Annotated in this window: 27 protein-coding genes, 2 tRNA genes and 1 riboswitch; of the genes, 10 read left to right on the plus strand and 19 right to left on the minus strand. The window is 66.5% G+C overall.

What is annotated here, in order from left to right; all coding sequences use genetic code 11:
* Position 1 precedes the first annotated feature (1 nt).
* Genes ACO07I_RS02885 through mdcB form a run of 3 tightly spaced genes read left to right on the plus strand, consistent with a single transcriptional unit; the run spans position 2 to position 2204 of the window.
* The gene (locus tag ACO07I_RS02885; RefSeq protein WP_422014119.1) at positions 2-742 is read left to right on the plus strand and encodes a biotin-independent malonate decarboxylase subunit gamma; all 741 of its coding nucleotides are present in this window, start codon (positions 2-4) and stop codon (positions 740-742) included.
* Positions 739-1374 (plus strand): malonate decarboxylase holo-[acyl-carrier-protein] synthase, encoded by a 636-nt coding sequence (mdcG, locus tag ACO07I_RS02890; protein WP_422014121.1) that lies wholly within the window; start codon positions 739-741, stop codon positions 1372-1374. Before ACO07I_RS02885 ends, mdcG begins: the two co-directional genes overlap by 4 nt.
* Entirely contained in the window at positions 1371-2204 is an 834-nt protein-coding gene (mdcB, locus tag ACO07I_RS02895; RefSeq protein WP_422014123.1) for a triphosphoribosyl-dephospho-CoA synthase MdcB, read from the plus strand. The genes mdcG and mdcB overlap by 4 nt, the downstream gene beginning before the upstream one ends.
* On the opposite strand, the gene ACO07I_RS02900 is transcribed toward mdcB, so the two are convergent.
* Positions 2201-2824: an HAD-IA family hydrolase gene (locus tag ACO07I_RS02900; protein WP_422014125.1), complete on the minus strand. Its 624-nt coding sequence runs from the start codon at positions 2822-2824 to the stop codon at positions 2201-2203. The genes mdcB and ACO07I_RS02900 overlap by 4 nt on opposite strands.
* A 44-nt stretch (positions 2825-2868) precedes the next feature.
* On the opposite strand from ACO07I_RS02900, the gene ACO07I_RS02905 reads away from it, so the two are divergent.
* Positions 2869-3423, plus strand: coding sequence for a GNAT family N-acetyltransferase (locus ACO07I_RS02905; protein WP_422014127.1), 555 nt, complete (start codon positions 2869-2871; stop codon positions 3421-3423).
* 12 nt (positions 3424-3435) lie between these two features.
* On the opposite strand, the gene ACO07I_RS02910 is transcribed toward ACO07I_RS02905, so the two are convergent.
* Positions 3436-4056, minus strand: a complete 621-nt coding sequence (locus tag ACO07I_RS02910; protein WP_422014129.1) for a TetR/AcrR family transcriptional regulator — start codon at positions 4054-4056, stop codon at positions 3436-3438.
* 113 nt (positions 4057-4169) lie between these two features.
* Between ACO07I_RS02910 and ACO07I_RS02915 the strand changes: the two genes are divergently transcribed.
* The gene (locus ACO07I_RS02915; RefSeq protein ID WP_422014131.1) at positions 4170-4796 is read left to right on the plus strand and encodes a LysE family translocator; all 627 of its coding nucleotides are present in this window, start codon (positions 4170-4172) and stop codon (positions 4794-4796) included.
* Positions 4797-4799: 3 nt separating this feature from the next.
* Here ACO07I_RS02915 and ACO07I_RS02920 read toward each other — a convergent pair whose 3' ends face one another.
* The 14 genes from ACO07I_RS02920 to ACO07I_RS02985 form a co-directional block, all read right to left on the minus strand.
* Positions 4800-5216, minus strand: coding sequence for an ExbD/TolR family protein (locus tag ACO07I_RS02920; RefSeq protein WP_422012007.1), 417 nt, complete (start codon positions 5214-5216; stop codon positions 4800-4802).
* Positions 5217-5228: 12 nt separating this feature from the next.
* On the minus strand, positions 5229-5960 hold the full coding sequence (locus ACO07I_RS02925; RefSeq protein ID WP_422012005.1) for a MotA/TolQ/ExbB proton channel family protein: 732 nt from the start codon (positions 5958-5960) through the stop codon (positions 5229-5231).
* Between the two features lie 11 nt (positions 5961-5971).
* The gene (locus ACO07I_RS02930; RefSeq protein WP_422014133.1) at positions 5972-6772 is read right to left on the minus strand and encodes an energy transducer TonB; all 801 of its coding nucleotides are present in this window, start codon (positions 6770-6772) and stop codon (positions 5972-5974) included.
* Positions 6773-6795: 23 nt separating this feature from the next.
* The gene (locus tag ACO07I_RS02935; protein ID WP_422014135.1) at positions 6796-7485 is read right to left on the minus strand and encodes a PepSY-associated TM helix domain-containing protein; all 690 of its coding nucleotides are present in this window, start codon (positions 7483-7485) and stop codon (positions 6796-6798) included.
* Positions 7485-8168, minus strand: coding sequence for a Fe2+-dependent dioxygenase (locus tag ACO07I_RS02940; protein WP_422014137.1), 684 nt, complete (start codon positions 8166-8168; stop codon positions 7485-7487). Before ACO07I_RS02940 ends, ACO07I_RS02935 begins: the two co-directional genes overlap by 1 nt.
* Before the next feature lie 21 nt (positions 8169-8189).
* Positions 8190-10481, minus strand: coding sequence for a TonB-dependent receptor (locus ACO07I_RS02945; protein ID WP_422014139.1), 2292 nt, complete (start codon positions 10479-10481; stop codon positions 8190-8192).
* Between the two features lie 151 nt (positions 10482-10632).
* Positions 10633-10708, minus strand: a tRNA-Arg gene (locus ACO07I_RS02950).
* A 101-nt stretch (positions 10709-10809) separates the two neighbouring features.
* On the minus strand, positions 10810-11997 hold the full coding sequence (locus tag ACO07I_RS02955; RefSeq protein ID WP_422014141.1) for a hypothetical protein: 1188 nt from the start codon (positions 11995-11997) through the stop codon (positions 10810-10812).
* A 128-nt stretch (positions 11998-12125) separates the two neighbouring features.
* Positions 12126-13658 (minus strand): PepSY-associated TM helix domain-containing protein, encoded by a 1533-nt coding sequence (locus tag ACO07I_RS02960; protein ID WP_422014143.1) that lies wholly within the window; start codon positions 13656-13658, stop codon positions 12126-12128.
* A gap of 37 nt (positions 13659-13695) precedes the next feature.
* Complete coding sequence (locus ACO07I_RS02965; RefSeq protein WP_422014145.1) at positions 13696-16170, minus strand: TonB-dependent siderophore receptor; 2475 nt, start codon at positions 16168-16170, stop codon at positions 13696-13698.
* Between the two features lie 141 nt (positions 16171-16311).
* Positions 16312-17283, minus strand: coding sequence for a FecR family protein (locus tag ACO07I_RS02970; protein WP_422014147.1), 972 nt, complete (start codon positions 17281-17283; stop codon positions 16312-16314).
* An 89-nt stretch (positions 17284-17372) separates the two neighbouring features.
* Positions 17373-17906, minus strand: a complete 534-nt coding sequence (locus ACO07I_RS02975) for a sigma-70 family RNA polymerase sigma factor (RefSeq protein ID WP_422014149.1) — start codon at positions 17904-17906, stop codon at positions 17373-17375.
* Between the two features lie 116 nt (positions 17907-18022).
* Positions 18023-18325, minus strand: a complete 303-nt coding sequence (locus ACO07I_RS02980; RefSeq protein ID WP_422014151.1) for an ETC complex I subunit — start codon at positions 18323-18325, stop codon at positions 18023-18025.
* Positions 18326-18351: 26 nt separating this feature from the next.
* Positions 18352-18428, minus strand: a tRNA-Pro gene (locus ACO07I_RS02985).
* Positions 18429-18511: 83 nt separating this feature from the next.
* On the opposite strand from ACO07I_RS02985, the gene ACO07I_RS02990 reads away from it, so the two are divergent.
* Complete coding sequence (locus ACO07I_RS02990) at positions 18512-18922, plus strand: DUF2237 family protein (RefSeq protein ID WP_422014153.1); 411 nt, start codon at positions 18512-18514, stop codon at positions 18920-18922.
* A 1-nt stretch (position 18923) separates the two neighbouring features.
* On the opposite strand, the gene ACO07I_RS02995 is transcribed toward ACO07I_RS02990, so the two are convergent.
* Both ACO07I_RS02995 and ACO07I_RS03000 read right to left on the minus strand, forming a co-directional pair.
* Positions 18924-19814, minus strand: coding sequence for a PhzF family phenazine biosynthesis protein (locus tag ACO07I_RS02995; RefSeq protein ID WP_422014155.1), 891 nt, complete (start codon positions 19812-19814; stop codon positions 18924-18926).
* Between the two features lie 3 nt (positions 19815-19817).
* Positions 19818-21485, minus strand: a complete 1668-nt coding sequence (locus ACO07I_RS03000; protein ID WP_422014157.1) for a formate--tetrahydrofolate ligase — start codon at positions 21483-21485, stop codon at positions 19818-19820.
* A gap of 73 nt (positions 21486-21558) precedes the next feature.
* Here ACO07I_RS03000 and ACO07I_RS03005 point away from each other — a divergent pair, with 73 nt between their 5' ends.
* The gene (locus tag ACO07I_RS03005; protein ID WP_422014159.1) at positions 21559-22218 is read left to right on the plus strand and encodes an O-methyltransferase; all 660 of its coding nucleotides are present in this window, start codon (positions 21559-21561) and stop codon (positions 22216-22218) included.
* On the opposite strand, the gene ACO07I_RS03010 is transcribed toward ACO07I_RS03005, so the two are convergent.
* Positions 22215-22715: a DUF192 domain-containing protein gene (locus ACO07I_RS03010; protein WP_422014161.1), complete on the minus strand. Its 501-nt coding sequence runs from the start codon at positions 22713-22715 to the stop codon at positions 22215-22217. The two genes, ACO07I_RS03005 and ACO07I_RS03010, sit on opposite strands and share 4 nt — an antisense overlap.
* A 74-nt stretch (positions 22716-22789) precedes the next feature.
* Positions 22790-22891: riboswitch (TPP riboswitch) on the plus strand.
* Positions 22892-22909: 18 nt separating this feature from the next.
* Here ACO07I_RS03010 and ACO07I_RS03015 point away from each other — a divergent pair.
* The 3 genes from ACO07I_RS03015 to ACO07I_RS03025 are packed head-to-tail and all read left to right on the plus strand — an operon-like array spanning position 22910 to position 25274.
* Entirely contained in the window at positions 22910-23596 is a 687-nt protein-coding gene (locus ACO07I_RS03015) for an ABC transporter ATP-binding protein (protein ID WP_422014163.1), read from the plus strand.
* Positions 23593-24330, plus strand: a complete 738-nt coding sequence (locus tag ACO07I_RS03020; protein ID WP_422014165.1) for an ABC transporter permease — start codon at positions 23593-23595, stop codon at positions 24328-24330. Before ACO07I_RS03015 ends, ACO07I_RS03020 begins: the two co-directional genes overlap by 4 nt.
* A gap of 11 nt (positions 24331-24341) precedes the next feature.
* Positions 24342-25274 carry an ABC transporter substrate-binding protein gene (locus tag ACO07I_RS03025; protein ID WP_422014167.1) on the plus strand — a complete coding sequence of 311 codons (933 nt, stop codon included), beginning with the start codon at positions 24342-24344 and terminating at the stop codon, positions 25272-25274.
* Positions 25275-25277: the final 3 nt, after the last annotated feature.

Below are 25277 nucleotides of genomic sequence, written 5' to 3' on the forward strand. Positions count from 1 at the left end.
CATGAAGAAGCCGACACCGAAGAAGCCATCCGCCCGCGCCGTCCTGGCGCGCCTGTTCGGCGCCTCCGCCACGGGCATCGCCATCGAAAAATCGGTTCTGACGGGCTACGCCATGGTCGACGGCGCCAAGGTCTGCGTCATCGGCACCTGCGATGGAACTTACATCGACAACCAAGCCGCGCTGCGCCTCGCCGCACACGTGATCCAGTGCATCGAGCACCAGCCCAAGACGCCGATCGTCATGCTGGTCGACAGCGCCGGACAGGAGCCGAACCGTGTCGCCGAGATGCTGGGCCTCGCGAGCTATTTCGGCCATCTCCTGTCTTGCCTCGAGCTGGCGCGGCGCAAGGGCCACAAGCTGCTCACCGTCGCCACCGGCCAGGCCGTCGGCGGCGCCTTCCTCTGCTACGGAATGTTCGCCGACCGCATCTACGCGCTCGACTCGGCCAGCGTCGGGCTGATGCCGATCGCGGCGATGTCGGCCGTGACGAAGATCCCGGCTCCGGTGCTGGAGAAGCTCTCGAAGACCATGCCGTCGCTGGAGTTCGGCGCCGCGCCCTTCGCTTTGCTGGGCGGAGTCGAGGAAGTCTGGTCGGAGAAGGACGACGTGCCGGCCAAGCTCGCCCAGGCTCTCGCGAACTCGTCGACCGAGGACAATCGCGCCGAGCTCGGCAAGAAGCGCGGCGGCCGCAAGCTCGCGCTCGACATCCGCCAGAAGGTGCTCGCCGAATCGGCGCGATGACCGGGCTCCGGCGCCACACGCTGGTCTGGCTGTCACAAGCGCCCGGAGCGGAGACCGAGGACGACCGCGCCCGGGCGGCCCGCTGGCATGAGGCCGGCCGTCCTTTCGTCGTGACCCGCCGTCGAAACGACGCTTCCGATGTGGGGCTGGGTTTCTGCACGACCGATCCGGCCCACCCGGAACTGCGGCCGCGCCGCGTCGCCGCCCGAACGGATCCCGATGACATCGTGCGTAACGCCCGACCACCTGCCCTCGCGGAAATCGCGCGCTGCCCGGCCGCGATGGCAGAGACCAACTCCTTCTCCCGACTGATTGCCGCCGCTGCCGCCGCCGGCGTCACGATCAACGTCTACGGAAGCTGGATGTGGCAGCTGCTGACCGGCGAGCGCCATGTGCACGCGGCGTCCGATCTCGACGTGGTGATCGACGTCGCCGATCTCGACGCCGCTCTGCGTACGGCCACCTTCCTCGCGCGCGCGGAACAGGATCTCGCCTTCCGCATCGACGGGGAACTCTCCTTTCCTGGCGTAGGGGAGGTTCAATGGCGCGAACTTCTCCAGGACAAGGACGAGATCCTCCTGAAGTCGGTCGACACGCTGAAGCTCGTGCCGCGCTCCCAGATCGGACGATGAGCTTGGACGACCAGGCGATTGCCCGCGCCGCCGTCACGGCGATGCGCGACGAGCTGCAGGCCTATCCCAAGCCCGGCCTCGTCAGTCCCGTCGATTCCGGTGCTCACGCCGACATGGATTTCGACCTGATGTGCCGGTCGGCCGACTCGCTGCTGTCGCCCTTCGTTGCCCTCGCTGCGGCAGGTCGCGCCGGGCACGCGTTCGACCAGAGCCTGGTGCCGCTGGGGGTCGAGGCCGAGCGCGGGATGCTGGCGATCACGGGCGGCGTCAACACGCATCGGGGCGCAATCTTTTCGGTCGGTCTCCTGGTCGCCGCCATAGCCCGCGCCCAGACCGTCTCCGCTTCCCTCTCGCCGGCCGCCGTGCGCGCGGCGCTCAGGGAAACTTGGGGCGATGCGCTCTCAGCCCACGCCGCCCGGAGCGATGAGGCGAGCCATGGCGGCCTCGTGCGCCGCCGGACGGGCCGCGACGGCGCCCGCCGCGAGGCCGCCCGCGCCTTTCCCGCCGTGTTTGAGACGGGCCTTCCTATTTATCGCCATGCGCGAGAGGTCGGCCTCGACGACAATTCGGCCGGCATCCAGACCCTGTTCGCCCTGATGGCGTCGATCGACGACACGACGGTGCTCTACCGCGGCGGCCTGCGGGCCGGCTCGTTCGTTCGCCAGTCGGCGGCGGACTTCCTGGCCGACGGCGGCTGTCACCAGCCCGACTGGTTCGAAAAGGCGGAAGCGCTGCACCGGGCCTTCATCGCACGCAACCTCTCCGCCGGCGGCTGCGCCGACCTGCTCGCCTGCACACTCCTCGTCTCGCGCTGCTGCGGCGACGCCTAACCCCAGCCCGCCAAGGCCCGTTCGAGGCTCTCCGGACCGCGATAGAGCACGGCGCGCCAGCCGGCCATGCGGGCGCCGTCGACGTTGCTGGTCTTGTCGTCGACGAACAGGATCGACTGGGCGACGGTGACGCCCATGCGGGCCTGGGCGTTGGTGTAGAACACGCGCTCGGGCTTGCAGACGCCCAGCGCGGCCGAATAGACGATCTCGTCGAAATGCGCGCCCAGCCCCATTCGGTCGCGCAGGTAGGCGATGCGATGATGTTCCTGGTTGGTCGCCGCAAAGACCCGGCCGCCCGTCCGCCGGCGCCAGGCATCGGCCTGGGCGAGGACGCCGCGGTCGATGTCGGAGTCCTTCTCGAACCAGTAGGTGACGAACTCCTCCAGCCGGTCGGCGAGGCCCTTGGTCTCGAAATACTCGTGCAGCGCCACGTAGAGATCGAGGCGGCCGCGCAGGACCTCCATGAACTCCGGCTTCAGGAAGAATTCCGGGGCCAGCTCCTGGTCATGGCTGAGGCCCCAGTCCTCCTTGAGGGTCGCGTACCAGGGATGCGACGAGCCCGGCTGGGCGAGCGAAACGACGCCATCGATATCGAGGACGAGGACGGGGCTGGAAGTCATGGGCCGGCATGCTACAGCACCGGCCGGCCTAAAAGGAAAGTCCGTTGCAGCTCATCGTGCCCGACCTCGCCCATCTCGACGGCTATGCCGACGCGCTCCGCCGCGGCTGGTCACCCGACAATGTGCGGGTCGACGAGGCGCCTCGTGAGGAGCTGGCGCGCATCGAGGCCGATCCGGCGGCGTTCGTGGCCTCGCTGGACGATCCCGAAGCCAAGGCCGGGCCGGTCACCCTGCCCGACGGCTCGATGGTCCCGCGCATGCCCGGCTACCGGCGCTGGATGTGGGACGGCGAATTCTGCGGCTCGATCGGCTTTCGCTGGCAGCCGGGGACGGCAGCACTCCCCTCGTACGTTCTCGGCCATATCGGCTACGCCGTGGCGCCCTGGAAGCGCCGTCGGGGCTACGCGACGCTGGCGCTCGGAATGCTCCTGAAGGACATCCGGCGGCACGGGCTGCCGCATGTCGACTTAACGACGGATCCCGACAATCTGCCGTCGCAGAAGGTCATCACCGCCAATGGCGGCGTCCTCGTCGAGCGCTTTGCCAAGGTCGCCGCGCATGGCGGGACAGAGGCGTTGCTGTTCCGCATCCCTCTCTGAGCGTCGGCCGGCTCAGGGCCGGGCCAGACGTGTCACCGTTTCGGCCATCGCCGCAAGGGCGGCGAGGCCCCGGGCCTTCAGGGTTCTCGAGGAATCGCGGCGCCCGATCTCGCCTTCCAGCACCAGGGTGATGAAACCGTGCATGGTGCCCCAGGCAAGATCGGCGCCCTGCTGGCGGACATCGTCCCCCGCATCGCCGACCACGTGGCCGATAACGGCCACCAGCAGACGACGAACGCTCTCAGCGCCTACATCCCCCTCCTTAGGCTCGATGTGGTTCGCCTCCCGGCTGAACATGAGCTGGAAGAGCGTGGGATTGGCGGCGGCAAACGCCATGTAGCCAACGCCAAGACCGACCAGTCGCGCGGCGGGTTCATCGTCCGCCGCCCGCTCGGCCTCGGTCGTCATAGCCGTCGTCAGTTCCGCGAAACCGCGCCGGACCAGTTCGGCCAGCAAGTCGTCCATCGATGCGAAATGGTGCGCAGGCGCCGCATGGGAGACTTCGGCCCGGCGGGCGCACTCCCGCAGCGTGAAGCCGCGGATTCCCTTTTCTTCGACGAGCTTGCGGCCGGCCGCTACCAATGCCTCGCGCAAGTCGCCATGGTGGTAGCCTCGCGCCGTGGAACGGGTCATTCAGCCTCCAGCAAGATCGCACGTACTATAAGCTTGACGGTGACAGGAGGCCAAATATTCGGCTGACGTCACCACCTGGTCATGGCTTTATGGCGCAAGTTCACGAGGTTTTTATGTCCTTTGAAGCCTGGGTCGCGTTCGCCGCGGCGTCGAGCGTCCTTCTGGTGATCCCGGGGCCGACCGTGCTCCTGGTGGTGTCCTATGCCCTCGGACAGGGCTGGCGCACCGCGCTGCCGATGGCCACCGGCGTCGCCTTGGGCGACTTCACGGCCATGACCCTCTCGATGCTGGGACTGGGCGCGTTGCTCGCCACCTCCGCCACGCTGTTCACCCTCCTGAAATGGGCGGGCGCGGCCTATCTGGTCTATCTCGGCATCAAGCTGTGGCGCGCCGGCGGCACGCTCGACGCCGCCCCGCGGACCGACCCCGTTTCCGCCGCGAAGATGCTGGGGCATGCCTGGCTGGTGACGGCCCTCAATCCGAAGAGCATCACCTTCTTCGTGGCTTTCCTGCCCGCCTTCCTCGATCCCAAGGCGGACTTCCTCACCCAGATGCTGGTCTTCGAGACGACGTTCCTGGTGCTGGCCTTCGCCAATGCCTTCGGTTACGCGCTGGTCGCCTCACGGGCGCGCCGGCTGGCCTCCGATCCGCGTTCCCTCGGCGTCGTCAACAAGGTGGGCGGCGGCCTGCTGGTTGGCGCGGGCGTCGCCACGGTGAGCTTCGCCGGTTCGCGGAGCTGAGGCTCAGCGCGCCGGTTCGCTGACGAAGGCGATCTTGGAGAGGCCGCCCTTGGAAGCGTCGGCCAGGGTCTCGGAGACGTAGCGGTAGGGCACGGTGGCGTCGGCGCGGAGATAGACTTCGGGCTGCGGCCGCTTGCGGCCGGCCTCGACGAACTTCTCCATCGCCTCCTCCCGCGTCACCCGCTCGCCGCCCCAGAACAGCGAGCCCTGCGCGTCGATCGCGAACTCGATCTTCTCGGGCTTCTGCAGGTCGGCGTTGGCCGTCGCCTTGGGCAGGTCGAGCTTCACCACGTTGGTGAGCAGCGGCGCCGTCACGATGAAGATCACCAGCAGCACCAGCACCACGTCGATCAGCGGCACCATGTTGATCTCGGCCATCGGCTGGGACGAGGTCTTGCGTTCGAAGCTTCCGAATGCCATTGCCCGTCTCCCTCAGGTCACGGCCGCGAGTGGCACGCTGCCCGGCTTGCGGCCGGCCTGCAGCGCACGGCCCATCGACAGGAAGGTCAGCAGCTCGAAGGCGAAGGCGTCGAGCTTGGCCGTCAACACGCGGTTGGAGCGGGTCAGCCAGTTGTAGCCCATGACCGCCGGCAGGGCGACCGCGAGGCCGATGCCGGTCATGATCAGCGCCTCGCCCACCGGGCCCGCCACCTTGTCGAGCATGCCCGAGCCCGACATGCCGATCGCCACCAGCGCGTGATAGACGCCCCATACCGTGCCGAACAGGCCCACGAAGGGCGCCGTGGCGCCGATCGTCGCCAGCATGGTGAGCCCGTTCTCCAGCGAGGTCGTCTCCTCGTCGAGCACCTTCTTGATCGTGCGCGTCAGGAACTCGGTCTCGCTGCCCGCCTCCTCGAGCTTGGCCGCGCCGAACTTCGCGTGGTGCGCCTGGGCATGCAGCGAATGCGCCGTCAGATGACCGAACGGCTCGTTCACCCCGTGGATGCTGAGCTCGTGCTGCACCTGCTCGAGCGAGGTCGCGCTCCAGAAGAAGGTCAGGAATCGGCGGCTGCGCCCCTGGCGGATGATCTGCCCGATCCCCTTGTAGACGATCAGGTACCAGGAGATCGCCGACATCACCGCCAGCACGCCCAGCAGGATCTTCGCGACGATGTCCGCCTGCGCAATGAAATGGCCGAAGCCCAGGGCCGATGCGTCGCCCATGCGATACTCTCCTACTGCAACACGAATTTGATCGGAACGTGGACCCAGACCGCCTGCGCCAGGCCGCCTTCCACATAGGGCCGGAACTGCGCCGCGCGCACCGCGCTCAGCGCCGCCTGGTCGAGATCGGCATGGCCCGACGACGACGCCAGCGAGACCTGGGCCGGCCGGCCGGTCACGTCGACCAGTACGCGGATGGTCGCCGTGCCCTGCTCGCCCGCCCGCCGCGCGCGCGCCGGATAGGCCGGATTGGGCTGCACCAGCCAGCCGAGCTGCGAGGCCTGCACAGTGCGCGGGCCGGCCGGCGCCGCGGGCGCGGCCTGCTGTGGCCCCGCCTCGACCGGCGCGGCCGGACGCGCCGGCTGCGGCTTCCTCTGCACCGGCTTCGGCTCCGGCGGCTTGGGCTTGGGCTCGACCTTCTTCTCCGGCGGCTTGAACTCGGGCGGCGGCGGCTCGTCCGGCGGCGGCAGCTCGACCTTGGCCAGCGGGAACTCCGGCGGAGGCAGGTCGGGCGGCGGCGGCTCGACGATCGTCGCCAGCTCCGGCGGCGGCGGCTTCAGCTCGACCGGCGGCGGCGGCTCCGAATCCTCGATCTCGGGCTGGCCCGGCTCCTCCGCCGCCACCATGCGCACCTCCATCGGCGCGATGTCGCCCACCACCAGCTTCACCGGCTCGACCTGCGTCAGCGCCCAGCCCCCTCCCACATGGAAGAAGATCACCAGCGCAAGGATGCCGCGCCGCGCCGCCGTCGATAGCGGCTCGCGCGACGGTCCCGGCGGGCCGGGCTCCACGAAGGGCGAATTCGAAGACACGCGTTCTACCACTGACATCGCCCCTAGAATTGGAGCGGGCTGACGGCCAATGCCACCGTGGTGGCCACGGCGACGGCGAAAATCGTGATGCCGACCGCACGCTTGCGGTGGGACTCCCACCACAGAATGACGCCGCTGATCGACAGGAAGATCATGCTGCCGGCCAGCGTATCGATCAACAGGATCCACGGCACCGGCATCGCCGTGCCCTTGTGCAGGTTGGTCATCGTCGCGACAAACCCGTTCTGCGTCGTCCGCACCGACAGCGATCCGTTGCCGACCCAATACTCGGCCTGCACGAGATGATTGGGCCCACCGAAGTTCAACAGCCACCGCTCGGGCTGTTGCAGGGGCCGGGGGGTCCCCTCGCCCCCTCGCTCGCCCCAGGCAACCGGCCGGGCGCGCTCGATGCGCGCATTGTTCGGTCCGCGATCGAGCTTCAAGGCCTGCTGCAGCCACGCGCCCATCGCCTCGATGGTCTGGGGTCGCGGGTCAGGCAGTTGGAGCTGCGCGTTGATCTGCTGCTGGTCGGGCAAGGGCAGCTTCATGATGCTGCGGTGATTGAGCCAGATTCCGCTGAATCCGAACAGAAGACCCAGCAGCGCACCCCACAGCCCGAACCACCCGTGCGTCTTGCGCACCCAGCGCACGAAGGTGAGCCGGCGGTTGACCTTCCCCGCTTTTCCAGGGGCGGCGGCTGCGGCGACCGACATCACGTCTCGCTCCATTGCCGAACCAGGTTGTGGTAGCAGCCGATCAACGACCTCCGGGCACCTTCGTCTGCATTGGTCTCGTTCAGGCGCTGGATGGCATTGTCCATGTCGTGCAGCAGCGATCGCTGCATGTCGTCGCGGATCAGGCTCTGCGTCCAGAAGAAGCAGGCCATCCTCACCCCGCGGGTGATCGGTGCCACCGAATGCAGACTGGTCGCGGGATAGACGACCATGTCGCCGGCCGCCAGCTTGACGCTGTGCTGGCCGTACGTGTCCTCGATCAGCAGTTCGCCGCCGTCATAGTCCTCGGGGTTGCTGAGGAACAGCGTCGCCGATACATCCGTCCGCAGCTTGCGCCCGTTGTGCGGGTTGATGCGCACACTGCCGTCGACGTGTGCGCCGAACCGCATGCCCTCGCCGTAGCGGTTGAACATGGGCGGATAGATCTCGTTCGGCAGAACGGCGCTGATGAAGATCGGATGGACCTCCAGCGCCGCGCCCACGATGCGCTGGCAGGCGATCGCCGTTTCAGACCGCTCGTCGATCTGTTGATTGAACTTCACCGGCGCCCCCTGGTAGCCGGCGGTCACGCGACCGTCGACCCACGAGTTGGAACGCTCGAGACGCTCGCGCAGGCTGACAAGCTGCGCGGCATTGAGGACTTGGGGAACACAGACCAGCATGACGGGCGGCGGCTTCCGTCATCACAGCCGGTAGTTCAGCGTGATCATGCCGGTCGTACCCGACCCCATGACCGCACGGCCGCCGTCGGAGGCGATGACTCCGTCGTAGTAGACCGAGTTGAACAGGTTGTAGACGTTGAGACGAACGTCATAGGTCGGCTGCTTGTAGGCCGCCGTCAGATCGAAGCGCGTGTAGGCCGGAACGACCACGGTGTTGGCGTTGTTGGCGTAGCGCTGACCGACATAGAAGACGCCGCCGCCGATCTCGTAGGTCTCCTTGAACGTGTACGTCGTCCAGAGGTTGGCGGAGTCTCTCGGCGTATTGAGCGGCACCTTGCCGGTCGTGTTGCCGATGCCGTTCTGGTAGCTCAAGCCCTGCAGGATGACGCCGTTGAGATAGGCGTAGCCGCCGAACACCTGCCACTCCGGCGTAATGCGGCCTGCGAAGCCGACGCGGCCACCACTCACCTGCACGTTTCCGGTTGGCGAATAGGTGCCGTCCGGGTTGGCCGTGCGTGCGTTGTTCTTGACGATCGAGAACACCGCCGCGTTGAGCGACAGGTTGGCGTTCAACAGCTCGTACTTTACGCCCGCCTCGACGCCCTTGTTGTTTTCCGGTGGCAGGTTCGATGCGCCGGTCGTCGAGGTGAGCTGCTCGAGGGACGGGTTGAACGAGGTGCTGTACGAGACGTAGTACGATTGCGCCGGGGTCGGCTCGTAGATGACGCCGGCACGCACGCTGAGGAAGCTGTCGGCCTGATAGAGAAACGGGACCTGCGTGTTTCCGGCCGTGTTGGCGCTGTTGACCGAGTTGCCGACCGTTGCGGAATAGTAGTCCCACCGCAGGCCGCCGACGACCTTGACCTCGGGAATGACCTGGACCGTGTCGTTGAAGTAGAAGCCGGCACCCCAGGCCTGCGAGGAGGCGTAGTTGCCGGGCACGGATGCGACGTTGCCGGGCGTGTTGGCCCCAACCGTATAACCCGCCGGCGTACAGCCGACGGATCCGGCCGGCAGAGCGATGCCGTTGCACGTGCCGGTCCGACTCGATTGCTTGTTGGAATAGGATTCATAGTTCAGATCGATGCCCATCAGCAGCGTGTGGCCGACGCTTCCGGTGTCGAACTTGGCCAGTACCTCGGTCTGGTTCTCGACCGTGATGTCGTTGATGTTCCGGTCACGGCTGAGCTGTCGGATCCACAGGTTGCCGAGGGGCGCGGCACTGTACGGGATATTGTTCGGACCGCGTGGAGCCGCCACGAAGCCGCCATTGGGGCCGAGGGTGCCAACGAAACCGCCCGAGGTCTCGCGCACGGCCGTGTTCACCCAGACAAACTCCGTCTGGTTGCGCAGATTGAGATTCGGCGCGAACTTGTGCTCGATCAGGCTCTGCAGGGCAATGACGTCCTGCTCGGTGTAGTCGTCGTTGAAGCCCCAGGCGGTGTTGCGCGGCGCGTTGAGCGGATAGCCGTTCAGGTTCGGAACGCCGTAATTCACCTGATCCTTGCGATGCTGCAGGATCGCGCTCAGCGTGACCTCGGTCGGCGTGCCAATGCCGAGCTTCACGCTCGGTGCGAGGCCGAAGTCGAGGACGTTGGTCTGGTCGACGGTCGAGGCCTTGCCGACCTGGAACATCGCCGAGACGCGGGCCGCGTTGGTCTCCTCGAACGGCGTGTTGACGTCCGCCGTCGTGCGTACGAGGCCGTTGGTCGTCGCCTGGGCGCTGAGTTCGGTCGCCTGCTTCAGGAAAGGCTTCTTGGTCACCTGGTTGATGACGCCGCCGGTCGAGCCGCGGCCGAACAGCATCGAGGACGGTCCCATCAGCACCTCGACCTGCTCCAGCGCGAACACGTCGCGATAGTACTGGCCGCGGTCACGCATGCCGTCGAGATAGATATCGGTGCGGGCCGAAAAGCCGTTGATGTTGATGTTTGTGCCGATGTTGCCGCCCTCGGCCGACCCGATGGTGACGCCCGGTGCGTTGCGCACGGCATCCTCCAGGCGGGTCACGCCCTGCGACTGCATCAGCGCCCGGTTGATGACGACCACCGACTGGGGGACGTCCATCAGGTTGGCGGCCCCGAGCCGGTTGATCGATCCGCGCGTAACCTGGAAGTCCTCGCTGGGGCGGCTGCCGGTAACCGTGACGGTCTGCATGGTCGCCGGCGCGGCGGATGGGCTCGCCGGTTGGTTTTCGGTCGACGGGGTGGCTGGCGCGGGCGCTGGCGTCTGGGCTGGCTCCTGCTGGGCCATGGCGCTTGGAGCCACCAGCAACCCAACCAATGCCGTCTTGACCGGTACGCGCTTTGCCATTTCTTCTCCCCAGAAGGCTACTCATCTCCCCCGGAATGAGGAGAATGCGAGTTATTATCACGGAAAGAAAAAGGCACTGATAATGAATCGCATGCGCTACTGCGAAGCAGCCGTGCAACGGCGAGTCACATGCTGTGAAGATATTGGGAAATGGCGCACCCGGCTGGATTCGAACCAGCGGCCTACCGCTTAGAAGGCGGTTGCTCTATCCACTGAGCTACGGGCGCAAGCCGTTACGACGGGCTGCTGAGTACCAGTTCCCTCCCGTTGCCCAATCCAGGCACCGATGGGACACTTCGCTCGCCCTCGGGCTGCACCTTAGCACATCTCAGTTGATCACTTCCTCATGACCGAACAGAAAAAGCTCCGGGCACTCCCCCGGGGGCGCCTGCTTCGGTTTGGCAAGGCCAGTGTGTGTGATCAGAACCACGCCGTATTGGGCTGGATCGTCCGGGGTCAGGGTGGCCATGCACCCCATCCTGGGAATTCCGGCGACAGGCGTTTCGAAATAGTAAGTCTTCGCCCGCATGACCGGCAACGGCAGACCCGCGGCCGCCAGCTCTGAATACAGGGCGTCGGCCCCCCTGCCCCCGCGCAGCACCTGCTGCAGACGGGCGGCGATCCCGCCGCGCACGTTGGCGCGCCCGGCGTGGTAGGCGATTTCACCCAACAAAAGCCGCTTGGCCTCCAGCGGTGTGTATTCGTTGATCAGATCCGGCCAGACAGGGAGGCGTCCCTGGCTTGCGTTGTTGCAGATGTTCGACGCCCGCGCGGCCAAAGTCATCCGCGGCAATTTGAGCGCGACCGGGCAGATCCCCAATTCCACGAACTCGCCTGCCGTCTCGATGTAGGTCATCTCCTCGGGGGGGCGGACGAGGGCGCGAATGATCGGCTCGGGGTCGACCCCCATTTCGAGGACGTAGGCAACGACGATGGCGGAGGTGGCCCGCCCTTCCGTCACACCCCGAGCTCGACTGGTCGCGGCATCGCGCGCGTCCCCGTCACGCGGGGCATAGAAGGCATGGAAGCCGAGCCGCCCGCCGATTTCCAGTTGCCGGTGGGCCACCAGCCCGGCCGTGCCGGGTGCCGCGCCACCGAGGAAAGCGATCGCACAGGTCGAGAGGCAACGCTTGCCGTTCCTCACGATCGTGGACACGCCGAACTGCCTCAGGAGTCTGCCGACACGCATCCCCTCTTCGAGCGCGCCTCCCTTGCTGTCGAGAGACAAGGTGGCAAGCGCTTCTCCGGGCTTGGTCCCTCCGCGTGCCTTGAGGTCTTCCAGTACAGCTTTGAGCTCGTCGGAACCGCCAAGCTCGAACGGGCCCGTAAGGGTGATCTCGTGGCTGAGAAAGGTACTGGCTCCAGCCGTGACTTGCTTGGTCACAACGGCAAGAGTCATGGCGTGTGTGGCCGGAGCCACGAATAAGATCGCGGCGATCACCCACAGGACGGCGACTTCACGGATCTGCAACCGCCGCGTCGCTCTCATTCCTCCAGCAGCCACGAACGCTTGCACGACTTGCTCCAACGAGAGACGTCATACGACCGCAACATTTTACTGAAAGACCCGGGACATTAGAAACCTTGCAGGCGTTCGGGCGGCAGACGTTCGATAAAAGTGTCGTGATGCAGAGAGCCGCCCGTTCACGGTCCGGTCGGTTCGCGTCGCCGCTTGGAGCGCTGTCCGGATGCCACCAGCCACGCGGCCAGTGCAGCCAACAGGAGCATGATATCCATGCCCGCGACGGGCCATAGCCGTTGCTCGGCAAGAGTGCGCCACAAAGGATCGCCGGACGTGACGCCGTTGAGGACCACCGCCCCGACCGCCAATAGTGCGATTGCGATGCATTGCTCCCGCCAAGCCCTCCGTGGACGCAACCAGGCGTGCGCGAACGACCCCAGCCAGACCAGATAGAACGCCCCGACTTCCAGATCGGCGCGCTCGAATGCCCCTGCCGATACGGCTGACGGCAACAGCCGGTTGACAACGAAAAACGCCAGCGTCGCGGCCAGGATGCCGCTGACCGAACCAACAGCAAGACCGTCGACCAGGCGGACGCCGGCGAGTCCGAGCTGCTCGTGGCGCTTGCGACGCGATTCGAGCCAGAACAGGAAGCCGGTGGCGATCAGCACGCAACCGGTGAGCCCCAGGGCGAAGTAGAGCCAGCGTAAGGGCCAGTGATCGAACTGGACGAAGTGAAAGCCGGTGATGAAGCGGTGCGCCGCCATGACCGGCTGCGCCGTGTGTCTCGAGAGTACGGCGCCGGTACCGGCGTCGAAATAGAGGGCATCGACCGGCATGGTCACGCGATCGCCGACGAACGAGCGGCGCACCTCGACATAGGCGTTTGCATCCCCCCGATGAAAGACCCGGAGCAGCTGAGGCGTGCCCCCATTCCACTCGCGGGAGGCCTGCTCGACCATGGCATCCAGAGAGGCCATGGGAGGCCCCGGCCGATCGAGCCGCGGCCGCGCGTAAATTCCGTACGACTCTTGTACGAAAGCCTGCCGATCGCCGCGATAGGACATCTCCCAGGCGCCCGCAAAGTACACCGTGAAGAAGATCACCACACCCGACAGGGTGATGAAGAAATGGAACGGTAGCCCGAGAACGCCCGTGACATTGTGCAGATCGAGGACCAGCCGCCGCGCTTTCCGGTCGGATCGGAAGGTGAAGAAATCGGCAAATATCTTGCGATGGATCACGACACCGGAGACGCAAAGCGCAAGCATCCCCATTCCCGCAAGACCGACGATCCAGAGGCCCAGCGACCAGGCCCTGATATGCAGATTGACGTGAAACGGATAGATGAATCCCGTCCCGGCCCACGTGCCGGTGTCCGGAAGAAGGATGGAGGTCGAGGGATCGGCCTGGCGGTATCGGATCTTGCCTCCGCCCGCCAGATACCCCACCCGCGCGACGGGCTCACGGTCACTGGGAAAGAGCACCAGCCAGAGCGGCGACGCGCCGATCAGGGGCTGCATCTGGCTCGCGAGCGCGTCCACGGAATTCATCGCCGCTGGCGACACCCGGGTCGCAGGCATCATCCAGCGATCGATCTCGCGGTCGAACACCGACAAGGTACCCATCCAGAAGACCGCGAACAGGACGGTGCCGAGACACAGCCCGGCCCATGTGTGCAGCCACTGCATGGAGTCGCGGAAGGTCTTCCCCATGTCAGGCGGATCCGCGCGCCCCTCCCCTGCCGCCGGCCTAGAAATCGGCGGTCAGGGAGAGACGGAAGGTGCGTGGCGCGCCCAGGAACATGAACGTCGCCGTCTGGTTGCTGCCGGCCCAGTAGTTGGCATCGAGGATGTTGTCGACGTCGAAGCGGGCCACGAGCATCTTGCCCTTGGCGCCCGGATTTTCGAACGCATAGCGGGCCCCGAGGTCGAAGCGGGTCCATTGCGGCATCATGCGCCGCGGATAGGTCGTGTCGATGTATTGAGCACCGGTGTAGATTGCACGTCCTGCAAGGGTGAGGCCCGGCACGAAGGGCAGATCGACCTCACCCGACAGGTTCAGCGTGAATTGCGGCGTGAAGGGCGCGATCCAGCCGTCCGTGGTTCCTCCCGCCGTCTTCGCCAGGACCGGATTGAGGAACATGGCGCCGCCGAGAACCCGGAACCCTTTCATCGGCTCGCCGAACACGTTCAGTTCGAGCCCTTGATTGATCTGCTGACCGTTGACGCCCTGGGTGTTGGTCGTCGTGTTGGTGATGACGCTGGGCTGCGTGATCTGGAACAGCGCCGCGGTGGTGGTGAAGGTCCCCCAGTCCGCCTTCACGCCGACTTCGATCTGGTTGGACACGTAGGGCGGCAGGATCGTACCGGCGTTGGCGAAGGGAAGCTGCACCACGGTGCCCTGCTGCAAGCCCTGGATGTAGTTGGCGTAGAGCGAGACGTATTCGAGCGGCTTCACGATCAGCGCGACCGCAGGGCTGACGACCGTCTGGTCGTAGCTGGTGACCAGCGCGCCGGTCACGGCATTGTAGTTGGCCGACTGGACGTTCTGGGCCCGCAGGCCCGCCGTGAGCTGCACCCGGTTGTTGAGCGAGGAAATCGTGTCGGCGATGCCGATGCTGTTGAAGCCGGAACTCGACGTCTTGTTGGCCGCCGGCGTCGGAATGTTCGGCCGCGCGACCAAGGTCGAATTGTAGATGTTGGTCGCAAAGGCGCCGCCCGGCTGCGAGACGTTCACTTGGCCGTTGTCCTGCTGGAGCGTCGACGCCGTGATCGCGAGCTCATGGTTGACGTCGGCCGTCGCGAACAGGGCGCGCAGGCCGCCCTGGGCGGTCAGACTCGTCGTGTACTGGCTAAAGTTGAGCGGCGCCAGCGCCGTGCCCGCGCCATTGAAATTCGTGATGGTCGTCGCCGCCGAATAGAGACCGCCCATCCGGTAGTCGTGGGCACCAGCCGAAGCGTAGAGCGTGACGTTGTCGGTGATGTCCATCTCCAGCCGAAGGACACCGAACGCATCCTTGCGGCCCTGGAAGCCCCAGGGCTGCGCGGTGGGATTGGAGCGGGCGTTCGGCGCATAGGGAAGCTGCACGCCCGGCGCCAGGGTCAGGTAGGGCGTGATGCCGGAGATGTACTGGTTCTGATACCCCAGGTCGGCCGAGAGCCGCACGCGCTCGCCGCGAAGATCGAATCCGAGGACCGCCAGCGCCCGCTGATCCGCGTTGTATTGGATGTCGGTCTGGCCGCCCCGGAACACGCCGTTGAAGCGTACGCCGAATTCCTTTTCCTCGCCGAAGCGGCGACCGAAATCGATATGCCCGCCGAACTGGCTTCCGGAAATGTAGCTCGCCGTCGCCTGGGTCAGGTCCTCGTTGGGCGCGCGCTTGGGGACGACGTTGATGTTGCCGCCGATCGAACCGAATGGCGGGATGCCGTTCAGCAGCGCGCTCGGGCCCTTCAGCACTTCGATGCGCTCGGCCATCTCCGCCATGATCGACGAGTTGGGCAGCATTCCATAAAGGCCGCCATACGAGGTATCGGAATTATCGACGGGAAAGCCGCGGATCTTGACCTGATCGGTACCGGGACTGCTGTCACCCCGGGTGATTCGAACCGACGGGTCGTCGATCAGCACGTCGCGGACGGTCTTGGCCTGCTGGTCCTGGGCCTTCTTCGCCGTGTAGTTGCTCTGGTTGAACGGCGTGTCCATCACGGCACGATTGCCCAGGAGGCCGAGCTGGCCACCGGTCGCGACCTGTCCACCCGCGTAAGCCGGCGGTGCGTTGTCGATCATCGCTTGCGGCGGCACCATGAAGGCGCCCTGCACCTGGACGGGATCGAGCACCAGCGCACCGCTCGCGTCGGGGGAGCCCGTGATCGTCACCGACGTGGGCGACGTGAAGCGATAGCTGATGCCCGTGCCGGAGAGCATGAGTCGCAGCGCCTGCTCGGCCGTCATGGCACCGGCCACCGGCGTGCTTGTCTTGCCGGCGACCACGGAGGCCGTGACCGCGAACTGCAGTCCCGCCTGCTGCCCGAGCGTGGTCAGCGCCTGGGCAAGCGGCTGCGCGGGAATGTCGAAGGTCCTCGCGGGTGCGGCCTGGGCCTGCTCCGTGATACGCGGGGATTGGGCCAGGGCCGGCACCAGGAAAGCCGCGAGCGAGCCCGCGGCGACGGCGGCCGCCGCAAGGCCGTGCGCGGCCTGCGCCGTCGAGCGCTTGAATGACACGAGAATTCTCTCCCCAAGAATCCGTTGCCGGCGGGTCACGGAACGTTGCGTGTGCGGACCGCGATCGGTCGCGCTCTCGACTCCATGACTGAGCGGGCCTGTCCGTTTTGTAGGGGCGTGGCGAAAAAAAGACGGAGCAGGTCAGCGTCGCGAGACGATGAGCAGATACGGGGTGATCTCGGTCACGACCGCCTTCTGCGATTCGGCCAAGGTTCGCAGTGCATCGACCGGCTGCGTGAGATCGAAGACGCCGGTGATCGCCTGACGGTTCAGCGACCGATCGGCCACGATGAGAGCACCGGGCAAATGGCGGCCCAGCGTCTCGACGATGTCACCGAACGAGCCATCCACGACGACGAGCCGGCGCAAACGCCAGGCGGCGACCGAGTCGGGCGCCGTCCGTTCACGCTGGACAGAGTGATGGGTACGGTCGACCACCAGCCGATCGCCCACCGTAAGCGCGTGGCTCAGCGGATATCCGTAACGCAGGACCTCGACGCTTCCCGACTGGACGGCGACATTGACCGTGGTCGCGGTCTTGGCCACCCCGAAGGACGTGCCGGTGACGACCACCGAGACGTCGCCCGCGAGCACCGAGAATGGCCGCTGGGTATCGCGCGTTACCCGAAAGAAGGCCTGTCCGGAAAGAAGCGTGATCCGGCGGCCCCTGTCCCGGTAGTCGACGGCAATCGCACTTCCGGCATCGAGGTCCACGACGCTGCCGTCGGGCAGGACCACTTCGCGCAGTTCGGCGACCCCTGTCGTGTAGTCGGCCATGAGGTGCCGGTGCAGGACCGGGAATGCCACGAACAGAAAGCAGGCGGCCGCGACCGCCGCGGCCGCGGCGAACCAACGGACTCTGCGTGAAGCCGGCACCTGCAGGCGAACGACATTGGCGGTCGCCTCCATGCCGGGTGATTGAACCGGGAGCTTTCCGAGATCGGCCCAGGTTGCCTGTACCGAGGCGTAGGCTTTGCGATGGGAGTCGGATTGCTCCAGCCATTGCTGGAAGTCACGTTCGAGAGCCGCGTTCCCGCGCTCGGTCTCCCGGCGGAGCAGCCACTCCATCGCCCGTTCGATCTCGTCGCCCTGCTCTCTTGTGGAATCACCCACGAACGTTTCCATCCCCGCTGCGGTCCCCGCTGCGGGGTCCCACCCTATAGAGCGAATCCGGTGCACCGTTTTGAATGGCGCCGCCCACTTTATTTTTGCCCGTCGGACCGTTCCTGCTGGCAAAGGAGGCGTCGCGTCGCATGTGCGCCGGCGTCGCGCACGAGCTGGAAGGTGCGGGCGACCGAAATGCCCAGGTGATCGGCGATCTGCTGGAGGGTCTTGTCTTCGAGACGATACATCCGGAAGGCAATCTGCGTCCGCTCCGGCAATTCGGCGATGGCATCGGCGAGAAGGCGCAGCCTGTCGCGATGGATGACGACGTCCTCGGCGGAGGGGGCCAAGTGTGGAATCGTGTCGTAGGGCGCCACGGCCGTATCGGCCACCGTCTCGCGCGTCCCCCGATTCAGGATGTCGAACGCGAGATTGCGCACGATCGAATACATGTAGTGCAGCGGATTGACGATCTCGGCGCCCTGCCCGTGCCGGGCCGAAAGTCGGATCCAGGCTTCCTGGACGACGTCCTCCGCCTTGGAGCGGTCCTGGTTCAGGAGCCGGCTCGCATACTCCACGAGATCGTCGCGATGCGCGACGTAGAGGCCGAGGGAAGGATCTGAGGAGGACACGGGAAAATACTGCGAATGGTTCGCATTCTTATAGCCCCAGGGAAGACAAATGCAAACGCATCGCGGCGGTTCGACCCCGCCGGGACGATCTCAGGCCCTTAAATTCGCCGCCGACGTCAGTGCGTCCAGCGGCCAACCCGGTTGAAGGCGAAATTGTCGGCATAGGCCTTGGCCCGCACCGGCCGACTGTGCGGCTGCTCGACCGTATATTGCCAGCCGTTCTTCTCGGCATGGGCCTTGGCTTCCTCGAGGGTCGGGAAGAAAAGGCGCACCTGCTGCATCGTGTTCCGAGAGCTGGTCCAGCCCATCAGCGGGTCGATCTCCTTGCGCGACGGCTCCGGTTCCAGCACCCATTCATGGGTATTGCCCGTTCCCGACTGCATGGCCGTCTTGGCCGGCTTGAAGATGCGAACCTGCATGGCTTCCGCTTACTCCGTTTCGGGCGTGGTCGGGGCGGCCGGATTCGAACCGACGACCTTCTGCGCCCAAGGCAGACGCGCTACCAGACTGCGCTACGCCCCGCCCATACACCGCTTTGACGCGAGGGTTTCTACCAGCGGCCCCGCCGCCTCGAAAGCTCAATTTCCAGATGCTACGATAGATCCATGTTCGATCAGACGCCCGAGCAGGGCCGCCCCGACCGCCGCGCCCCGTCCATAAACGTCCTGGGCGGGGTGTTGGAACCCTGTTCCACCCAGCCGGTCACCGGCTTCTATTGCGATGGCTGCTGCAATACCGGTGCCGAGGATATCGGCCTGCACACGGTTTGCGTTGTCCTGACCGCCGAGTTTCTCGTGTTTTCCCGATCGCGCGGCAACGATCTCAGCACGCCGATGCCGCAATACGGTTTCCCGGGCCTGAAACCCGGAGACCGCTGGTGCCTGTGCGCCAGCCGCTGGAAGGAGGCCTTTGAGGCAGACGTCGCGCCGCAGGTCGTGCTGGAGGCGACCCACGCCGTCACCCTCCACGTCGTGCCGCTCGCCGACCTGAAACGGCACGCCTTCCGGCCCCACTAGCTCAGAGCTGGGCCTCGCCGCGGAGCACCGGCACGCACTGGCCGGCAATCGTGGCCCGAATGCCGTCGGCACCCCGCCGCGCCACGACGCGCAGCAGGCTCGGCCGCCCCATGACGACGCCCTGGTGGATGTCGAGATGGAGCTCGGGTGCGTCGGACAGCGACAGGAGCAGCGCGCCGAGCGGCCCCGCCGCGCTACCGGTCGCGGGGTCTTCGATCGTGCCGCCCAGGGGCGCGAACATGCGGGCCTGAACACTTCCCTGCCCGGCATGGGCATAGAGATACAATCCGAGGCGGTCGTTCAGGGCAGGCGTCTGCTCAACGGTCTGCCGAAACGACGGGAAATCCGGTGTCGCGCGCGTAAGCGCCGACGGTTCGACCTCCGCAATGACGAAGGGATTGCCGAGCGACGCACCCACCGGCCTGTGCGCGCCGGCGCGAATGTCCGCGGGCGTCAGCGATGCGCAGGCGGCAATGGTCTCGACCGGCAGCTCCGGGCCCAGCGAGAGCGGCTGCGGGGCCGCGATGGTTGCTCCGATCGGCACCCCAGACGCATCGCGCTCGACGTCGATTTCGACGAGGCCGGCCAGTTCCTCGAACAGGAGCTTGCCGTCCCGGTCCCTGCCCTGCTGTGCCAGCACATAGGCGGTGCCGACATTGGGATGGCCGGCGAACGGCATCTCACGCGTGCGCGTGAAGATGCGCACCCGCGCCGTGTGCGCCGGATCATCCGGCGGCAGCACGAAGGTCGTCTCGCTCAAGTTGAACTCGGCCGCGAGCGACTGCATCTCCGCATCGCTCATGCCGGTCGCATCCGGGAAGACCGCAAGCGGATTGCCGCCGAACCGGGTGGTGGTGAACACGTCGACGGTGACGAACGAATAGGTCCGCATGGCTCAGAAGATCCCGTCCACCTGGCCGTCCGCCGTCAATCGGATGTTCTCCGCCGCCGGCACGCGCGGCAGTCCCGGCATGCTCATGATCTCGCCCGCCATTGCCACTACGAAGCCGGCACCGGCTGACAGGCGCACTTCGCGTATGGGCAGGGTATGGCCGGTCGGGGCGCCGCGCAGTTCCGGATCGGCAGCGAAGCTGTACTGCGTCTTGGCGATGCAGATGGGCAACTTGCCGTAGCCTGCCGCCTCCAGCGCCTTCAGACGCCGCAGGGCCGGCCCGGCGATCGCCACGCCCGACGCGCGATAGATCTCGCGGGCGATGGTCTCGATCTTCTGCGCCAGCGGCAGGTCGTCGGGATAGAGCGGCTTGAACGCCGCCTTGCCTTCGTCGAGCGTCGCCACGACCGCCTTCGCCAGCTCTTCGGCGCCGGCGCCGCCCTTGGCCCAGTGCTCGCAGAGATAGGCCTTGGCGCCCGCCGCGGCGCACTGAGCCTCGATCATCTCCAGCTCTGCGGGCGTGTCGGTCAGGAAGCGATTGATGGCGACCAGCACGGGCAGGCCGAACTTGCGCAGGTTCTCGACATGTCGCAGCAGGTTGGGAAGCCCCTTCTCGACCGCGAAGACATCTTCCTTCGCCAGCGCCTTCTCGTCGGCTCCACCGTGCAGCTTGAGCGCGCGCACGGTGGCGACGACCACCGCCAGTTCGGGCTTCAGTCCAGCCTGGCGGCACTTGATGTCTAGGAACTTCTCGGCGCCAAGATCGGCGCCGAAGCCTGCTTCAGTAACGACATAGTCGCCCAGCGCGAGGGCGGCGCGGGTGGCGATCACCGAGTTGCAGCCGTGCGCGATGTTGGCGAAGGGACCGCCGTGAATCAGCACCGGATTGTTCTCCAGCGTCTGCACGAGGTTTGGCTTGGCCGCATCCTTCAGCACGGCCGCCATCGCGCCCGCCGCCTTGAGGTCGCCCGCCGTCACCGGTTTGCCCTCACGCGTCTCGGCCACGACGATCCGCGCCAGTCGCTGCTCCAGATCCTCGAGATCGGTGGCGAGGCAGAGGATGGCCATGACCTCCGACGCGGTCGTGATGTCGAAACGCGTCTGGCGCGGAAAGCCGTTGGCGACACCCCCCAGGCTCGCGACCATGTCGCGCAGCGCGCGGTCGTTCATGTCCAGGACGCGCGGCCAGAACACGCGGCGGGCATCGATGCCCAGCGCATTGCCCCAGTAGATGTGATTGTCGAGCATCGCGGCCAGCAGATTGTGCGCCGTCGTGATCGCGTGAAAGTCGCCGGTGAAATGCAGGTTGATGTCGGCCATCGGCACGATCTGGGCCTGGCCGCCGCCGGTAGCCCCACCCTTCTGCCCGAAGCATGGTCCGAGGCTCGGCTCGCGCAGTGCAATGGCGGTCTTCTTGCCGAGGCGGCTGAGCGCGTCGCCCAGCCCGATCGTCGTTGTGGTCTTGCCCTCGCCGGCCTTGGTGGGATTGATCGCGGTCACCAGGATCAGGTGTCCCGGCGCGCGGCCGGAAAGCGACTTCACGTAGGCGCCATCGAGCTTTGCCTTGTCGCGGCCATAGGGCTCCAGCGCGTCTTCCGGGATGCCGAGCCGTGCGGCGACATCGTTCATGGGCTTCTTGATTGCGCGCCGTGCGATCTCGATATCCGACATACCCACTCCCAAACCCGCCATTACAGGGACGCGACCCTAGCGAGGCGAACGTACCGAGCCAACAGGAGAGAGCATGAAGAGCTGGCCGAAGATCGACGGCACGATCGTCGATTATGTCGACGCCAACTGGCTGCGCGAACCGCCGCTGCGTCGCCGGCTACGCGAGGAGACGGCAAAACTGCCGCGCGCGGGCATGCAGATCTCCGCCCACCAGGGCCAGCAGATCGAACTGCTGGCACGGGCGATCGGCGCCCGGCGTGCCGTCGAGGTCGGCACCTTTACGGGCTATTCCTCCCTGTGCATCGCTGCGGCGTTGCCGGATGACGGCAAGCTCTGGTGCTGCGACGTCAGCCCCGACTACACCAAGGTCGCGCGCCGCTACTGGCGGGAGGCCGGAGTCGAGAGCCGCATCGAACTCACGATCGGCCCCGCGCTCGCGACGCTCGACTGGCTGCTGGCCCAGGGCCTGACTGAACAGCTCGATCTGGCGTTCATCGACGCCAACAAGGACGATTACGACGCCTACTACGAGCGCTGCCTCAAGCTGGTCCGCCGCGGTGGCCTCGTGCTGATCGACAATGTCCTGTGGGGCGGCGCGGTTGCCGACCCGGCCGAAGTCGATCGCGACACCCAGGCGCTCCGCGCGCTCAATGCCAAGCTCAAGGCCGACCGGCGGATCGACCTGGCCCTCTTTGCCGTGGGCGACGGGATGACCTGCGCGCTGAAGCGCTAGGCGTTGCCGAAGATCGGGTGGAGGACCTTGTCGCCCGGCTTGATGCCCAAGAGCTTCGCGCTGCCGCCGTTGATCTCGAGGACCGCCCGCACCGGGAACTGGCTGGGGATGGTCTCTGTCGAATGCGGCACGGCGTTGGCATGGATCGACTTGATCGTACCGTCGCCGGCGATGAACACCATGTCGAGCGGGATCAGGGTGTTCTTCATCCAGAAGCTGACCGGCGCGTCCTTGTAGAAATCGAACAGCATGCCCTCGTAGGGGCCGAGCTTCTCGCGGAACATCAGACCGCGGGCCCGCTGGGTATCGTCGAGCGCCAGCTCGACGTCGAACTTGATCTCGCGACCGCCGGAAACCACCACCAGCGACGAGCGCTTGAAGTGGAAGTCGTTGTTGCCCTGCTGCGCCCACGCGGTACCGCCCGCCAGGATGAGAGGCGCTGCGAGAAAGAGGCGCCGGCCGAGCGGCGGCTTGGAGAGTGCTTGAACCATGGCCATGGATAGAGCGTGGACAGCGAATTCGTCAAACCGAAGGCGCTTGCGTGAACAGGGGCACGTAACCATAGTGGCCGCCGCTCATCGGGGGGAGCCGCCTGGCGGCTGAGAGGTCCGGAAGGACGACCCCGAACCTGATCCGGTTAATGCCGGCGTAGGGACTGGTGGCTTCTTTGACGTCTTCGCCTGCTCTTTTGGTGCGTTCGGCACATATCGTCCTCGACGGCCATGTCGTGGCCGAGGACCTGTCCCTCGATTTTCCCGGCGGCCGCACGACCTGCCTGCTGGGCCGCAGCGGTGTCGGCAAGACGTCCCTCCTGCGCCATCTCGCCGGCCTGCTGCCGGGCAGTCAGGCCGCCGGACCCGTCGCCTACATGGCCCAGCGCGACCTTCTGCTGCCCTGGCTCAGCGTGCTGGAGAACGTCCTGCTGGGATATCGGCTGCGCCGCGACGCAGTGGCGCGCCGGGCGGCCGAACCGCGGGCTCGTTCGCTGCTCACCGAAGTGGGACTGGGCGACCGGATGCAGGATCTGCCGCAAGCCCTGTCGGGCGGCATGCGGCAGCGGGCGGCGCTCGCCCGCACTCTGTGCGAGGATCGGCAGATCGTCCTGATGGACGAACCGTTCGGCCATCTCGACGCGGTGACGCGCCTCGACCTTCAGGACCTGGCGGCACGCCTGCTGCAGAACCGGACGGTCGTGCTGGTGACCCACGATCCGTTGGAGGCGCTACGTCTCGGCCACGAGATTCGCATCCTGTCGGGCCACCCGTTCGCCGTGGGGCCGGTCATCGCCCCACCCGGCGCCGTGCCCCGCGACCCGGGCGACGCGACCCTTCTCTCGCTCCAGGCACGTCTGATCGGCGACCTGAGGAGCGGAGCGTGAGGCCCCTCATCACCGCGCTGGGCCTGATCGCCGCTTGGGAAGCGCTCGTGTGGCTGACCGGGTTGCCACCCTACATCCTGCCACCACCCTCGCGCGTCGCCGTTGTGCTGGCCGAACGGTTCGACCTCCTCATGGAACAGGCCGCCTGGACGGCCAGCGAAATGGTCCTGGGCCTGGCGCTGGGACTCGCGCTCGGCGCGGCGCTGGCCGTCGTCTTCGCGGCGTCGGCCGCCTGGCGCCGCTGGGCCTTGCCGCTGGTAATCGTCTCGCAGGCCATCCCCGTGATCGCCATCGCGCCCCTTCTCGTCGTCTGGCTCGGCTACGGCATGGCTTCCAAAGTCGCGATGGCGGCACTCATCATCTTCTTCCCGGTGGTGAGCAGCCTCTACGACGGGCTGCGCCGCACGGATCCAGGCTGGCTCGAACTCGCCCGAACGATGGACGCGCCGTCGCGCGCCGTGCTGCTGCAGATCAGATTGCCGGCGGCCCTGCCTGCCTTTGCCTCCGGCGTGCGCATCGCCGCGGCCGTCGCACCGATTGGGGCGGTAATCGGCGAATGGGTCGGCGCCAGCGCCGGGCTCGGCTTCCTGATGACCCAGTCGCTGGCTCGGGGGCAGACACCCCTCGCCTTCGCGGCGCTCACCATCCTCTGCCTGCTCGGGCTCGCGCTCTACACCGCGGCGGACCGGCTCGCGCGGCGCCTCGTGCCCTGGCACCCCCCTCAAGGAGACTGATGATGCAAACGATGACCCGCTTGATCGCCATTCTGGCGCTCTGTTGCCTGGCCCTTCCGGCCGCCGCGCAGGACAAGGTCCGCATCCTGCTCGACTGGTTCGTCAATCCCGACCACGCCGCGCTGGTCATCGCCAAGCAGCGCGGCCTGTTCGGGAAGCAGGGCCTGGATGTCGAGCTGATCGCGCCGGCCGATCCCAACGCTCCGCCCAAGCTGGTCGCGGCCGGCCAGGCCGACTACGCGCTGTCCTATCAGCCGACGCTGCAGATGCTGGCCGCAGAAGGCCTGCCGCTGGTGCGGGTCGGCGTGCTCGTGGCGCAGCCGCTAAACTCTCTGGTGGCCCTGGAAGACTCGCCCGTGAAGACCATCGCGGACTTCAAGGGCCGCAGGATCGGCTTCTCCGTCTCCGGCTTCGAGGAGGCCGTCCTGGGCGCGATGCTGGAGAGCGCCGGCCTGACGCTGAAGGACGTCACCCTGGTGAACGTGAACTTCGCCCTCACCACGGCGCTCATGAGCAAGCAGGTCGACGGGGTGATCGGCGCCTTCCGCAACTTCGAGCTGAACGACCTCGAGCTCAACAAGGCGAAGGGCCGGATCTGGCTGGTCGAGAAGCACGGCGTGCCGACCTACGACGAACTCGTCATCCTGGCCAAGCGCGAGACCGTCGATGCCGCCCGCACGAAGAAACTGCTGACCGCCCTTGCCGAGGCCACTGCCTGGCTGACGGCGAACCCGGCCGAAGCCTGGGCGAGCTTCTCCAAGTACGGCAAGGATCTCGACAACGATCTCAACCGGCTGGCGTGGAAGGATACGGTCCCCCTGCTCGCAGCCGATCCGTCCGCGCTCGATCGGCCGCGCTATGTCGCCTTCGCGGATTTCCTCGTGAAGCGCGGCCTGATCAAGCAGGCACCGCCGCTCGACAGCTATGTTCGGGAGATCAAATAGCGA

It is taken from the genome of Reyranella sp., from assembly GCF_965227665.1.
Lineage (GTDB): Bacteria > Pseudomonadota > Alphaproteobacteria > Reyranellales > Reyranellaceae > Reyranella.

What these genes read in the sequence shown, in the direction of transcription:
- ACO07I_RS02885 (WP_422014119.1), top strand. Translation starts at nt 2, where the DNA reads ATGAAGAAGCCGACACCGAAGAAGCCATCCGCCCGCGCCGTCCTGGCG.
- mdcG (WP_422014121.1), top strand. Translation starts at nt 739, where the DNA reads ATGACCGGGCTCCGGCGCCACACGCTGGTCTGGCTGTCACAAGCGCCC.
- mdcB (WP_422014123.1), top strand. Translation starts at nt 1,371, where the DNA reads ATGAGCTTGGACGACCAGGCGATTGCCCGCGCCGCCGTCACGGCGATG.
- ACO07I_RS02900 (WP_422014125.1), bottom strand. Translation starts at nt 2,824, where the DNA reads ATGACTTCCAGCCCCGTCCTCGTCCTCGATATCGATGGCGTCGTTTCG.
- ACO07I_RS02910 (WP_422014129.1), bottom strand. Translation starts at nt 4,056, where the DNA reads ATGACCCGTTCCACGGCGCGAGGCTACCACCATGGCGACTTGCGCGAG.
- ACO07I_RS02915 (WP_422014131.1), top strand. Translation starts at nt 4,170, where the DNA reads ATGTCCTTTGAAGCCTGGGTCGCGTTCGCCGCGGCGTCGAGCGTCCTT.
- ACO07I_RS02920 (WP_422012007.1), bottom strand. Translation starts at nt 5,216, where the DNA reads ATGGCATTCGGAAGCTTCGAACGCAAGACCTCGTCCCAGCCGATGGCC.
- ACO07I_RS02925 (WP_422012005.1), bottom strand. Translation starts at nt 5,960, where the DNA reads ATGGGCGACGCATCGGCCCTGGGCTTCGGCCATTTCATTGCGCAGGCG.
- ACO07I_RS02935 (WP_422014135.1), bottom strand. Translation starts at nt 7,485, where the DNA reads ATGTCGGTCGCCGCAGCCGCCGCCCCTGGAAAAGCGGGGAAGGTCAAC.
- ACO07I_RS02940 (WP_422014137.1), bottom strand. Translation starts at nt 8,168, where the DNA reads ATGCTGGTCTGTGTTCCCCAAGTCCTCAATGCCGCGCAGCTTGTCAGC.
- ACO07I_RS02945 (WP_422014139.1), bottom strand. Translation starts at nt 10,481, where the DNA reads ATGGCAAAGCGCGTACCGGTCAAGACGGCATTGGTTGGGTTGCTGGTG.
- ACO07I_RS02960 (WP_422014143.1), bottom strand. Translation starts at nt 13,658, where the DNA reads ATGGGGAAGACCTTCCGCGACTCCATGCAGTGGCTGCACACATGGGCC.
- ACO07I_RS02980 (WP_422014151.1), bottom strand. Translation starts at nt 18,325, where the DNA reads ATGCAGGTTCGCATCTTCAAGCCGGCCAAGACGGCCATGCAGTCGGGA.
- ACO07I_RS02990 (WP_422014153.1), top strand. Translation starts at nt 18,512, where the DNA reads ATGTTCGATCAGACGCCCGAGCAGGGCCGCCCCGACCGCCGCGCCCCG.
- ACO07I_RS02995 (WP_422014155.1), bottom strand. Translation starts at nt 19,814, where the DNA reads ATGCGGACCTATTCGTTCGTCACCGTCGACGTGTTCACCACCACCCGG.
- ACO07I_RS03000 (WP_422014157.1), bottom strand. Translation starts at nt 21,485, where the DNA reads ATGTCGGATATCGAGATCGCACGGCGCGCAATCAAGAAGCCCATGAAC.
- ACO07I_RS03005 (WP_422014159.1), top strand. Translation starts at nt 21,559, where the DNA reads ATGAAGAGCTGGCCGAAGATCGACGGCACGATCGTCGATTATGTCGAC.
- ACO07I_RS03010 (WP_422014161.1), bottom strand. Translation starts at nt 22,715, where the DNA reads ATGGCCATGGTTCAAGCACTCTCCAAGCCGCCGCTCGGCCGGCGCCTC.
- ACO07I_RS03025 (WP_422014167.1), top strand. Translation starts at nt 24,342, where the DNA reads ATGACCCGCTTGATCGCCATTCTGGCGCTCTGTTGCCTGGCCCTTCCG.